This window comes from Leminorella grimontii ATCC 33999 = DSM 5078 (assembly GCF_000439085.1).
GTDB classification, from domain to species: Bacteria; Pseudomonadota; Gammaproteobacteria; order Enterobacterales; family Enterobacteriaceae; genus Leminorella; species Leminorella grimontii.
In genome coordinates this window covers 144,874-157,106 of the sequence record NZ_AUUA01000004.1, presented here as the reverse complement: position 1 = coordinate 157,106, position 12,233 = coordinate 144,874, and the positions used below count along the sequence as shown (strand labels likewise).

General features: G+C 55.2%; 11 protein-coding genes. 9 read left to right on the top strand and 2 right to left on the bottom strand.

All coding sequences use genetic code 11. The annotated features are described in order from the left end of the window. The first annotated feature begins 120 nt into the window (after window positions 1–120). The 7 genes from G544_RS0109870 (at window position 121) to yejF (ending at window position 8,529) form a co-directional block, all read left to right on the top strand. Window positions 121–1,104 carry a CobW family GTP-binding protein gene (locus G544_RS0109870; RefSeq protein WP_027274447.1) on the top strand — a complete coding sequence of 328 codons (984 nt, stop codon included), beginning with the start codon at window positions 121–123 and terminating at the stop codon, window positions 1,102–1,104. Window positions 1,105–1,170: 66 nt separating this feature from the next. Next, on the top strand, window positions 1,171–1,878 hold the full coding sequence (locus G544_RS0109865) for a phosphatase PAP2 family protein (RefSeq protein ID WP_027274446.1): 708 nt from the start codon (window positions 1,171–1,173) through the stop codon (window positions 1,876–1,878). Window positions 1,879–2,175: 297 nt separating this feature from the next. Beyond that, a complete protein-coding gene (gene mepS / locus G544_RS20320) occupies window positions 2,176–2,772 on the top strand; it encodes a bifunctional murein DD-endopeptidase/murein LD-carboxypeptidase (RefSeq protein WP_027274445.1) in 597 nt (198 codons plus the stop codon). 183 nt (window positions 2,773–2,955) lie between these two features. Beyond that, complete coding sequence (locus G544_RS0109855) at window positions 2,956–4,812, top strand: extracellular solute-binding protein (RefSeq protein WP_081650774.1); 1,857 nt, start codon at window positions 2,956–2,958, stop codon at window positions 4,810–4,812. A 9-nt stretch (window positions 4,813–4,821) separates the two neighbouring features. Continuing rightward, on the top strand, window positions 4,822–5,913 hold the full coding sequence (locus tag G544_RS0109850; RefSeq protein WP_027274443.1) for a microcin C ABC transporter permease YejB: 1,092 nt from the start codon (window positions 4,822–4,824) through the stop codon (window positions 5,911–5,913). Then, window positions 5,910–6,935 (top strand): ABC transporter permease, encoded by a 1,026-nt coding sequence (locus tag G544_RS0109845; RefSeq protein WP_027274442.1) that lies wholly within the window; start codon window positions 5,910–5,912, stop codon window positions 6,933–6,935. Before G544_RS0109850 ends, G544_RS0109845 begins: the two co-directional genes overlap by 4 nt. 4 nt (window positions 6,936–6,939) lie before the next feature. Then, window positions 6,940–8,529 carry a microcin C ABC transporter ATP-binding protein YejF gene (yejF, locus tag G544_RS0109840; protein ID WP_027274441.1) on the top strand — a complete coding sequence of 530 codons (1,590 nt, stop codon included), beginning with the start codon at window positions 6,940–6,942 and terminating at the stop codon, window positions 8,527–8,529. Window positions 8,530–8,647: 118 nt separating this feature from the next. On the opposite strand, the gene G544_RS0109835 is transcribed toward yejF, so the two are convergent. Beyond that, entirely contained in the window at window positions 8,648–9,004 is a 357-nt protein-coding gene (locus tag G544_RS0109835) for a YejG family protein (protein ID WP_027274440.1), read from the bottom strand. Between the two features lie 390 nt (window positions 9,005–9,394). Continuing rightward, a complete protein-coding gene (gene rsuA, locus G544_RS0109830; RefSeq protein ID WP_027274439.1) occupies window positions 9,395–10,114 on the bottom strand; it encodes a 16S rRNA pseudouridine(516) synthase RsuA in 720 nt (239 codons plus the stop codon). 109 nt (window positions 10,115–10,223) lie between these two features. Between rsuA and G544_RS0109825 the strand changes: the two genes are divergently transcribed. Together G544_RS0109825 and radD are read left to right on the top strand one after the other, a co-directional pair. Beyond that, on the top strand, window positions 10,224–10,463 hold the full coding sequence (locus G544_RS0109825) for a YecH family metal-binding protein (protein WP_027274438.1): 240 nt from the start codon (window positions 10,224–10,226) through the stop codon (window positions 10,461–10,463). Continuing rightward, entirely contained in the window at window positions 10,463–12,223 is a 1,761-nt protein-coding gene (radD, locus tag G544_RS0109820; RefSeq protein WP_027274437.1) for a DNA repair helicase RadD, read from the top strand. The genes G544_RS0109825 and radD overlap by 1 nt, the downstream gene beginning before the upstream one ends. The last annotated feature ends 10 nt before the right edge of the window (window positions 12,224–12,233 follow it).

Sequence of the window (12,233 nt, the reverse complement as noted above, 5' to 3'; positions counted from 1 at the left end):
AATGCAATAATACCCGAATAATTTAGCAGAAAATTGACCTAAATACTTTCTAGGCTAGATTATTAACTACTTATTGCCATATTTTTGTATCTTTCGTCGGCCTACCGCGAGGAAATTACAGTGACGCGCGTTAACTTAATTACCGGATTTCTCGGCAGTGGCAAAACCACTACGATTCAACACCTTTTAAGCCAAAAGCCGGAAGGCGAGAGCTGGGCTATTTTAGTCAACGAATTCGGCGAGATCGGTATCGACGGCGCGTTGCTCAAAAATCGCGGTGCGGTGATGAAAGAGATCCCCGGCGGCTGCCTGTGCTGCGTTAACGGGCTACCGATGCAGGTTGGCCTCAATATGCTGCTCAAACAGGCTAAACCAGACAGATTACTGATCGAGCCGACCGGACTAGGCCATCCCAAGCAGGTTCTGGCGCTTTTAACCTCAGACGTTTATCAGCCGTTACTCACCGTCGGCGCGACGCTCTGCCTGTTGGACGCCCGCCAGCTGTCGGAGCCTCGCTATGCGCAAAATGATAACTTTCGCGATCAGCTCGCCGCCGCCGACCTCATTTTAGTGAATAAAACGGATACCTATCAGGAAGAAGACCGCAGCGCCTTTTTCCAGTGGCGCCAGGCCAACGCGCCCGAGCGTCCTTATGAATTTATTCAACAGGGCGCAGTCTCTCTTGATGTACTAGACGCGCCGCGCCTTAATCTGCCGGAGCTTCCGGACAGCGTCCACCATGCGCATGCGCCAAAAGCGCAGAGCGGGCTGGCGGCGCTCAGCCTGCCGAACGCCCAAGGGTGGCGCAGAGCGCTCAACCAGGGCCAAGGCTACGTCAGCTGCGGCTGGATTTTTGACGCCGATACCTGCTTTTCTACAGCAGCCCTGCTCGATTGGGTGCGGCTTGCGCCCGTAGAGCGCGTTAAAGGAGTCATGCGCATTGTGGAAGGCACCATCGTATTTAACCGACAGGGGTTCGATCTGAAAATAGAAACGCAGGCCGTTGCCCCCGTCGACAGCCGAGTAGAGCTTATCAATTCGGGCGATGCGCCGTGGAATGAGTTGCAAAGCGCGCTGCTAAAGGCCAGAATTCCAAAACCATAAGGCTAAGTCGCCTGATAGCGTGCTTAATAAAGCTATTTTTTACTGCTATTTTTCAAAGGTATTTTGATGTCCCGCTGTCGCTTCACCGCTATTTTTTTGCTAAACGCATTTGGAATAGCGCTTTTTCTTTCCTGGTACTTACCAGAAAACCACGGCTTTTGGTTTACCGTTGATTCGGCGCTGTTTCACTACTTCAACGCCTATCTGGCCGCCAGTCCGGCCTATCTTAAGCTGGTCGCCGTCACCAACAACCGCGCCTTCGACTCCGTTTCGCTTCTGGCAATGGGGCTTTTACTGTTTTACTTTTTTCTCAAGCAGGACGCCGCCGGCAGGCGTTGGACTATCATCATGGGCATCGTCATGCTGATAACCGCGGTAGTGCTTAATCAGGCCGGACACCTGCTGCCCGTCGTGCGTCCAAGCCCGACGCTGAGCTTTGAAGGCATCAATCGGGTAACGGAACTCTCAGGCATTCCTACCAAAGACGCGTCAAAAGACAGCTTTCCTGGCGATCACGGCCTGATGCTGATGATTTTCGCCGCCTTTATGCTGCGTTACTTTGCCCGCTGGGCGTTTGCCGTCGCCACCCTTTACGTCATCGTTTTCTCGCTGCCGCGCATTATGGTCGGCGCACACTGGTTTACCGACATTTACGTCGGCTCTCTGAGCATCGCCTGCGTAGGCCTAAGCTGGTGCCTGCTGACGCCGGCCAGCGATATCCTGATAAATGCGATAAACCGCGCCGTACCGGGGCGACATCGCCCCAAAAAGTAGCCGAGACGCCCGTTAGCCGCGCATTGGATTTAGCTCACAAAATAGGCAAAAAGGTTTAGGCCGTAACGATACCGAGGCAGAAAGTTCTCGCAATCAAGGAATAGATAAAGTAGTCTTTTTCCGTTTGTGCGCGCTATTGCGGATAAGGGTAGGTTTTTGGGGAACGCGTTACCCCGCTCAAACTGCCGGGCCCGTTGCCTGTGGGTTACCGTTACGAATAGGGTTACCGCACAGGGTTGCGACTTTTGATTTTTATAGCGACAGCGTCGTTAAGGACTACACGGGAATTTCATCAACATGGTCAAATCTCAACCAATTCTGAGATACGTTCTACGATTTGCGCCGGCCGTAGCCGCAATCGTAATGTTATCAGGCTGCGGCACCCTCTCCTCAACGGCAGAGGCGTCGAACGCGAGAAGTGGCCAAACTTCCGCACAAAGCTCACACAGCTCAGATGAAAAGCAGGGACTGGCGTTTCAATCCACTCAGGATGAATTCGAATCCATGGTTAAGAACGTCGACATCAAGTCGCGCATTCTTAATCAATACGCAGGCTGGAAAGGCGTCCGTTACCGCATGGGTGGAAGCACCAAAAAGGGCGTCGACTGTTCAGGCTTCGTTCAAATCACGTTTCACGAGCAGTTTGGCCTGACGCTCCCGCGCTCTACGTCTATGCAACAAAACATCGGCAAACCCATTCAGCGCGCCAAGCTGCGCCCCGGCGATCTGGTTTTGTTCCGCGCAGGCTCTACCGGCCGTCACGTGGGGATATACATCGGCAACGATAACTTTGTCCACGCGTCGACCAGCAACGGCGTCATGATTTCCAGCATGAACGAAAAATACTGGAATACTCGTTACCATCAGGCCCGCCGCGTTTTAAACAAAGGCTAACCGCTATTTTCAACTCGCTTTTACCCGCATTCGTTGGGTAAAAGCGTTGTTTTCATTGCCTTTAGTATCGCTTCCATGCCAAAAATATCTATAATTCCATATCAAACATATGAGGCCGCGTGAGATATACTCTACAAAGAATCAGCGCGAAGAGGCTCGGTTAGAAATGGATAGAAAGGCGACATGAACATATTGCGGTCAACGTTGCGTCGGCTCGACGCGTTTTTCTCTTCATTGCCCCTGTTCTTCCTGCTTGCAGGCGCCATTGTTTCTTTCAGTTCCGTAGCCGCTACCGTCATTGAAACCGACCGGCTTGCGCTGCTCGGCGAGCCTAAGTATCCCAGCGGCTTTACCCACTTTGACTATGTCAATCCTGATGCCCCTAAGGGCGGGCAGCTCACGCTATCCGCTATCGGAACGTACGATAACTTCAATACCTATGCTTCTCGCGGCAATCGCCCCGATGGCACCGACAGGCTGACCGATACGCTGTTTGCCTCCTCGCTGGACGAAACAAGCAGCCTCTACCCGCTTATCGGCTCATCGGTTCGCTACCCCGACGACTACAGCTGGATGGAAGTCAATATCAATCCGAAGGCCCGCTTTCAGGACGGCACTCCCATTACGGCTGAAGACGTCGCCTATACGTTCGAAAAATTCATGACTGAGGGCGTCCCCCAGTTTCGAATCATCTACAAGGGCATTACGATTAAGGCCGCTTCTCCGCTGGTCGTACGCATAGAGCTTCCAAAGCCAGACAAGTCGCAGCTGATTTCCCTGGTCGGCGGGCTGCCCGTTTTCCCAAAAAGCTTCTGGTTGCACCACAATCTGAGCGAGCCGCTTAACGCGCCGCCGCCGGGCAGCGGCCCCTACCGCATCAGCGGCTACAAGCTAGGGCAGTACATCATCTATCAGCGCCTGGAAAACTACTGGGCGGCAGACCTGCCGGTTAACCGCGGGCGCTATAACTTTAACACCATCCGCTACGACTACTACCTCGACGACAAAGTCGCTCTGGAAGCCTTCAAAGCGGGCGCCTACGACCTGCGTCTGGAAAACTCGCCCAAAAGCTGGGCCACCCAGTATCAGGGCAAATACTTTGATAAGGGATACATCGTCAAGCAGGAGTGGGAAAATCAGAGCGCACAGGATACCCGCTGGCTGGCGTTCAACGTTCAGCGCCCTCTCTTTTCCGACCCGAAAGTGCGTGAGGCCATCACGCTGGCGTTCGACTTTCAGTGGATAAACAAAACGCTGTTCTACGGCGCCTACCGGCAGCCCGACAGCTATTTCCAAAACACAGTTTACGCCGCCAGCGGGTTGCCCGATAAGGACGAGCTGGCCTGGCTTACGCCGCTGAAGGGAAAAATTCCCGATGAGGTCTTTACCAAGGCCTATCAGCCGCCGAAAAGCGACGGCAGCGGCTATAACCGCCAAAACCTGCTGAAGGCGACGCAGCTGCTAAAAGAGGCCGGTTGGGAAATAAAAGGCGGCAAGCTTGTTAACGCCAAGACCGGGCAGCCGTTTACCTTTGAGCTTCTGCTACTCAGCGGCAGCGACAGCCGGTACGTCCTGCCCTTTCAGCACGCGCTAAGCCGACTCGGCATTACCATGACCGTACGCTCGGTGGACAGTTCCCAGTTTATCAACCGCCTGCGCAGCCGGGATTTCGATATGATCCCCCGCGTATATCCGGCCATGGACTATCCGTCAAACAGCCTGCTGATTTTCTGGAATTCTAACTATATCAAGTCGACCTACAACACGCCGGGCCTGATCTCCCCGGCGGTCGACGAACTGACGCAGAAAATTGCCGACTATCAGGGGCAGGAAAAGCCGCTGCTGTCTTTAGGCAGAGCGTTTGACCGCGTGCTGACCTGGCATCGCCTGATGATCCCGCTGTGGTACAGCGATCGCGACAGGTTTGCCTATTGGAACAAGATTTCCATGCCGGCCGTGCGGCCCAAAAGCGCGCTGGGCCTCGACACCTGGTGGTACGACGCTAATAAAGCGGCCGCTCTGCCCGAGCAGCGACGCTAAGGACGTTCCGTGACGACATACATACTTCGCAGACTGTTGCTGCTGATCCCAACCCTCTGGGCGATTATCACCCTCAACTTCTTTATCGTTCAAATCGCGCCCGGCGGGCCGGTAGAACAGGCCATCGCCACTATCGAACTTGGCCACCAAAGCGGCTTTGGCGCGGGTGGCCCAAACGTCGCCAGTTTGGATAAAGGCTCAGCCGTTCCCGCTGCCGACCGGCAGTATCAGGGCGGACGCGGGCTGGATCCCGAAGTGATTGAAGAGATTAAAAAGCGCTTCGGCTTCGATAAGCCAATGCACGAACGCTATTTTGACATGCTATGGAGCTACGCCCGCTTCGACTTCGGCGACAGCCTGTTTCGCGGCGCATCGGTAGTGGAGCTCATCAAGCAGTCGCTGCCGGTTTCCGTCACGCTGGGACTGTGGAGCATGCTGCTTATCTATCTGATTTCAATTCCACTAGGCATCAAAAAGGCGGTAAAAAACGGCACGCCGTTTGACGTCTGGACCAGCAGCCTGATTATCGTCGGCTATGCGATCCCCTCTTTCCTGTTCGCCATTTTGCTGATTATCCTGTTTGCCGGCGGCGGCTATCTGGACTGGTTCCCGATGCGCGGCCTGATATCCAACAACTTCGACAGCCTGAGCCTGTCCGGCAAAGTGCTTGACTACCTGTGGCACATCGTCCTGCCGGTCTGCGCCACCACCATCGGCGGCTTCGCTACCCTGACGATGTTGACTAAAAACTCGTTTTTAGACGAAATCCACAAACAGTACGTGATAACGGCCAGGGCCAAAGGCCTGGAGGAAAAGCGCATCCTGTACGGCCACGTGTTTCGCAACGCCATGCTGCTGGTGATCGCCGGCTTCCCGTCCGCCTTCATCAGCATGTTCTTTACCGGCTCGCTGCTGATTGAGGTGATTTTTTCGCTCAACGGACTGGGGCTTTTAGGCTATGACGCCACGCTTCAGCGCGACTATCCGGTCATGTTCGGCACGCTCTACATTTTCACCCTGATTGGGCTGGTGTTTAACATCTTAAGCGACATTACCTACACGCTGGTCGACCCAAGAATTGACTTCGAGGCCCGCCGATGAGAAAGCTCAGCCCCCTGAATCAGCGACGCTGGCAGAAGTTCAAGCACAACCGCCGCGGCTACTACTCCCTGTGGATTTTCGCCATACTGTTTGTCATCAGCATGGCCGCCGAGCTGGTCGCCAACGACAGGCCGCTGCTGGTCAGCTACAAGGGCGAATGGTACACCCCGTTTTTGGTGAACTACAGTGAACAAACCTTCGGCGGCGAGCTGCAAACCGAAGCCGACTACAGCGACCCGGCGATTGCCTCGCAAATAGATCAAAACGGCTGGGCCCTCTGGGCGCCGATCCGATTTAGCTATAATACGATTAACTACCAAAGCCCGTCGCCCTTCCCCGCGCCACCCTCGTCGGCCAACCTGCTGGGCACCGACGACCGAGGGCTGGACGTGCTGGCCAACCTGATTTACGGCTTTCGCATCTCGATCCTGTTCGGCCTGTCGCTGACGCTGCTCTCAAGCCTGATAGGCATTGCCGTCGGGGCGACTCAGGGCTACTACGGCGGAAAGGTCGATCTGCTCGGCCAGCGCTTTATTGAGGTATGGTCCGGCATGCCGACGCTGTTTCTTATCATTTTGCTCTCAAGCGTCATTCAGCCCAACTTCTGGTGGCTGCTGGGCATTACCGTGTTGTTCGGCTGGATGACGCTGGTCGGCGTCGTTCGGGCCGAGTTTTTGCGCACGCGCAACTTTGACTACGTCAGAGCGGCTAAGGTCATGGGCGTCAGCGATGCCAAAATCATGTTCCGCCACATTCTGCCCAACGCCATGGTCGCCACTCTGACCTATCTGCCGTTTACCCTGTGCGGCTCCATCGCGATGCTGACCTCGCTGGACTTCCTCGGCTTCGGTCTGCCGCTGGGTTCTCCTTCGCTGGGTAATTTATTGCTGCAGGGGAAAAACAACCTGCAGGCGCCCTGGCTCGGCATCAGCGGCTTTGTGGTAATTTCCGTGCTGTTGACGCTGCTGATTTTCATTGGTGAAGCCGTGCGCGACGCCTTCGATCCGTCAAAGGCCCATTGATATGATGACAACCACGCCGTTACTGGACATCCAAGACCTCAGCATCGCCTTTCGTCAGGGCGGTCAGGAAAAGCGCATCGTCGAAGGATTATCTCTGGCGATTGAAGCCGGTGAAACGCTGGCGCTGGTCGGCGAGTCAGGTTCGGGCAAAAGCGTCACGGCGCTGTCCGTACTGCGCCTTCTGCCCACGCCGCTGGCCGTCTATCCCAGCGGCGACATCCTGTTTAACGGCGTATCGCTGCTGCGGGCTGACGAGCGAACGCTGCGTCAATACCGAGGCAACGACATTTCCATGATCTTCCAGGAGCCGATGGTTTCTCTTAATCCGCTGCACCAGATAGAGAAACAGCTTTCAGAAGTGCTGCTTATTCACCGTGGAATGACCAAGCAGGCGGCCCGAGACGAAATTATCGAGGTTTTACAGCGCGTAGGCCTTCGGGATGCCAAGAACCGGCTGAACGCCTACCCTCACCAGCTTTCCGGCGGCGAACGACAGCGGGTAATGATCGCCATGGCGATCCTGACCAAACCCAAACTGCTTATCGCCGACGAACCAACCACCGCGCTGGACGTCTCCGTTCAGGCGCAGATCCTGCGCCTGCTTGCCGAACTGCGCCAAGAGCTGAACATGAGCATGCTGTTCATCACCCACGATCTTAACATCGTCCGCAAGCTGGCAGACCGTGTCGCAGTGATGAATCAGGGAAGGTGCGTTGAGCAGAACGAATGCCGGGCGCTGTTTAGCCATCCGCAGCATCCTTATACTCAAAAGCTGCTCGATTCAGAGCCCAAGGGCAGCCCCATTCCGTTGCCTCCTGATGCCGATACGCTGTTGGACATCAAGCACCTGACCATCGGCTTTCCCCGTTCGGGAGGCTTTCTCCGCCGCAAGATCCCTAACGACGTGGTAAAAGACGTCAGCTTCGCTATCCGTAAAGGGGAAAGTCTGGGGCTGGTCGGCGAATCCGGCTCCGGTAAAAGCACCACCGGGCTGGCGCTGCTGCGCCTGCTGGAGGCCAGAGGCGAGATCTGGTTTGACGGTCAGCCGCTGCACGGCCTCTCCTCAAAGCGAATGCTGCCCTACCGCAGCCGAATTCAGGTCGTCTTTCAGGACCCGTTCTCGGCGCTGAATCCGCGCTTTACGGTCGCGCAGATTATTGAAGAAGGGCTTGAGGTTCACCACCAGCTGACGAAACAAGAGCGGGAAGAGCGCGTCATCAAGGCCATGCAGGAAGTGGGGCTCGATCCCGAAAGCCGCCACCGCTACCCGACGGAGTTCTCCGGCGGCCAACGCCAGCGCATCGCCATCGCGCGGGCGCTGATCCTGGAACCGGAAATGCTGATCCTCGATGAACCCACCTCGTCTTTGGACCGCTCGGTACAGGCGCAGATTTTGCAGCTGCTAAAAGCGCTACAGCGTGAACACGGCCTGACCTACCTGTTTATCAGTCACGATCTGCAGGTGATCCGTTCGCTGTGCCATCGCATTATCGTGATGCGCCACGGTGAAATTGTTGAGCAAGGGGAATGTGAGCAGGTATTCCTGACGCCCAAGCACTCCTATACCAAAACCCTGTTGGAGGACGCACGGTAGCTCGAGGCTTTAATCACCAAGGCGCGCGGCCCCTAGATGGAGAAAGCTCGGTAAGTCTTTGGCTATTGGTTTATGAATAAAACAAGAAAAAGGATGCAGTGCACCCGCCAGCCACTGGCTAGCAAAACGGCTGATGGGGAATAAAGTCGGCAATCGCAATGCCCATGCTTTTTAGGCGGCACAGCGCAACGGCTTCGTCCTGAGAACGAATAAACAGACAGGGTTCGCCGCTCACTTCAATCACGCTGTTTTCAATATCAATCCCCTTGAGATAGAGGCTGATTTTGTACATGACGTCCCACGCTCTCGCGTTGCTATAGCTGAGCAGCTTTAAACCTAATAAATTGTTTCTATCCCGATCTCCGTCAAGCTGGGAAGGCAGATCGGAAGCCTCAACGCGGCTACCGACTTCGCCACCGTACCAATGGTAAAACTGAGGCAAACGCTGAAGAACGGATAACTTCATAGTATTCACTTAAAATCCTTTATTACGATAAAACAATTTTTTCACAAATAAGTCACATCGTAAAGGGGCTTCCCCTCTATTCCTCTTATTTCCTCTCAATTTGCACAAAAAGCCAAAGTTTTTTCGATTCAACCACAAGCGATCCTCCAATACGGTGAAAAGCCTCGGCAAGATAAAACAGAATATGGGAAAAAAGGCAAAAGGGTAGAAGATTATGCCTTTATGGCGCGTGCGACATACGATTCCACGCTGCCCGGGCGGAGTGAAATAAAGGGAAAAATGAGCGGGAAAAGTGGAAAAATGACGACCTCATCGCACAAACGATGAGGTCAGCATACCACCATGTCAGAGTTTAAACTTTAGTTAATGAAATGTGTTTAACGCAGTTTGAAGCGCCGCTCATAAACAACATCCGGCAGTATCGCCGTAAACGGAGTCAACCTCTTCTTGAGTCAGCGCCCGATATTCGCCGGGAGCCAGTTCAGGATCCAGCACGATATCGCCAATGCGCTCACGGTGCAGCGCGCTAACGTGGTTTCCTACGGCGGCAAACATCCGCTTAACCTGATGATAGCGCCCTTCTGAAATGGTCAAGCGAACGCAGATTTCATCAATAGCCTCCAGCGTGGCCGGCTTCGTCAGGTGTTTTTCACCGTGCAGCTGCACGCCGGCGGCAAACCTTTCCGCCGTTCCGGCCGCCAGAGGCTCCGCCAGCGTCACCAGATAAGTCTTCTCACAGTGATGGCGCGGCGACGTCACCCGATGGGACCACTGCCCGTCATCGGTCAGCAGAACAAGCCCTGTGGTATCCATATCCAGCCTTCCCGCCGCGTGAAGCTTTTCCGCTACCGGTTCATCGATAAAGTAGAGCACGGTAGGGTTAACCGGATCGTCCGTCGAACACACATAGCCCTCGGGCTTATTCAGCATGAAATAGCGCGGTCCGTTAAGCTGTTGAAGGACGTTTCCATCATAGGCAACTTCATCGTCGGGCAGGATTTTACTGGCCCCGGTCTTAACAACGTCGCCGTTAATAGTGACCCTTCCCGCCCGTAGCTCGCGGCCGACCAGGTTGCGGCTGATGCCAAGCTGCTGAGATATAAACTTGTCTAAACGCATGGTGCTTTCCAAAAATTAATTTGGGGTAGTATAAAACCGACAGGGGCTCGCGCCAAACGGAACGTAAAGGCATAATAGCCTCAGTTTATTTAGCAAAGAGAATTTCACTATGTCTTCCATTCACGGCCACCAAGTTCTGGAAATGATGATTGCTTCTAACGAAGCCTATTCGACGGAAAGCCTGATTGCCGCTATCGACGCCCGATTCGGCCAGGGTGCCCGCTTCCACACCTGCTCAAAGCAGGACTTAACCGCCGCCGAGCTGGTGGGCTTTCTGGCGCAAAAAGGGAAGTTTGTTCCCGTCGATGAGGGCTTCACCACCCGGCCGGAAAAAATCTGTAACCACTGATGGCGTTTACCCTACGTCCCTATCAGCAGGAAGCCGTAGAGGCGACGCTGCGCTATTTTCGCCAGCGTCAGGATCCGGCGCTTATCGTGCTGCCTACCGGAGCGGGTAAAAGCCTGGTCATTGCCGAGCTGGCCCGGCTGGCGCGCGGCAAGGTGCTGGTGCTGGCGCACGTCAAAGAGCTGGTGGCGCAAAACCACGCCAAGTACCGCGCCTACGGGCTTGAGGCCGACATTTTTTCCGCCGGGCTGAATCAGAAACAGAGCTCGGCCAAAGTGGTTTTTGGCAGCGTGCAGTCAGTAGCTCGCAGCCTTGACGCCTTTAATGACAGCTTTTCTCTGCTGATTGTCGACGAGTGCCACCGTATTGGCGACGATGAAGACAGTCAGTACCTGCAAATCCTGACCCACCTGCGAAATAAAAACCCCAGGCTGTGCCTGCTGGGGCTGACCGCTACCCCCTATCGCCTGGGCAAGGGCTGGATTTATCAATACCACTACCACGGCATGGTGCGCGGTGACGAAAGCTGCCTGTTTCGAGACTGCATTTACGAGCTGCCGCTGCGCTACATGATAAAGCACCAGTTTCTAGTTGAGCCAAACCGGCTGGATATGCCTATCGTTCAGTACGACTTCAGCCGCCTAGAGGCGGGAAGCAGCAGCCTGTTTCGTGAGGTCGACCTTAATCGGGAAATCAAGCGCCAGCGACGCATCACGCCCCATATCGTCAGCCAGATAGAGGAATATGCAAACGCGCGTAAAGGCGCCATGATCTTTTGCGCCACCGTCGAGCATGCCAAAGAAGTTCACGGACTGCTGCCCGCCGGCAGCGCCGCGTTTATCAGCGCCGATACGCCCCCCGCCGAACGGGACCGGCTCATCGACGAGTTTAAGCAGCAGCGCCTGCGCTATATGGTTAACGTCGCGGTGCTCACCACCGGCTTTGATGCCCCTCACGTCGATCTGATTGCAATTTTGCGCCCAACAGAATCGGTCAGCCTCTATCAGCAAATCGTCGGCCGCGGGCTGCGGCTGTCGCCGGGAAAAACCGACTGTTTGATTCTGGACTACGCGGGCAACCCTTATGACCTCTATACGCCGGAAGTGGGAAGCCGAAAGCCCGCAGGCGATAGCCAGCCGGTTCAGGTTTTCTGCCCTGCCTGCGGGTTTGCCAATACGTTTTGGGGCAAGAGCGGCCCTGGCGGAGAAGTCATTGAACACTACGGCAGGCGCTGCCAGGGAATATTGCAAGACGAAGAAGGCCATCGCGAACAGTGCGACTATCGCTTTCGCTTTAAAAGTTGCCCCCACTGCGGGGCGGAAAACGACATCGCCGCGCGCCGCTGTCACCAGTGTCAGGAAGTGCTGGTCGACCCTGACGACATGCTCAAAGACGCCCTGAACCTCAAGAACGCCAAGGTGTTACGCTGTTCCGGCATGGCGCTTAAGCGCGGGCAAGACGACAAAGGCGAATGGCTTGGCGTCACCTACTATGACGAGGACGGCGCCGACGTCGGCGAGCGGTTCAGGCTAAAAACGCCGGGGCAGCGGGCCGCCTTTACGCAAAAGTTTATTCTGCCGCATCAGAGGGCGCCGGGTGTCTCCTTTCTTTGGAACAATGCGTTGGACGTTATCGCCCAGCAGGACAAGCTTCGCCACCCGGACTTCGTGATTGCCTATCTGCACGGCGAGTTTTGGCGGGTGCGTGAAAAGATGTTCGACTATCAGGGGCGCTACCGTCGCGCCAACGAGCTGCGCGGATAACGGTTTTATT

Bases quoted from the DNA above. Each gene is read 5' to 3' on its own strand.
- rsuA (WP_027274439.1), bottom strand. From the start codon at position 10,114: ATGCGTTTAGACAAGTTTATATCTCAGCAGCTTGGCATCAGCCGCAAC.
- yejF (WP_027274441.1), top strand. From the start codon at position 6,940: ATGACAACCACGCCGTTACTGGACATCCAAGACCTCAGCATCGCCTTT.
- G544_RS0109865 (WP_027274446.1), top strand. From the start codon at position 1,171: ATGTCCCGCTGTCGCTTCACCGCTATTTTTTTGCTAAACGCATTTGGA.
- G544_RS0109845 (WP_027274442.1), top strand. From the start codon at position 5,910: ATGAGAAAGCTCAGCCCCCTGAATCAGCGACGCTGGCAGAAGTTCAAG.
- G544_RS0109825 (WP_027274438.1), top strand. From the start codon at position 10,224: ATGTCTTCCATTCACGGCCACCAAGTTCTGGAAATGATGATTGCTTCT.
- radD (WP_027274437.1), top strand. From the start codon at position 10,463: ATGGCGTTTACCCTACGTCCCTATCAGCAGGAAGCCGTAGAGGCGACG.
- G544_RS0109855 (WP_081650774.1), top strand. From the start codon at position 2,956: ATGAACATATTGCGGTCAACGTTGCGTCGGCTCGACGCGTTTTTCTCT.
- mepS (WP_027274445.1), top strand. From the start codon at position 2,176: ATGGTCAAATCTCAACCAATTCTGAGATACGTTCTACGATTTGCGCCG.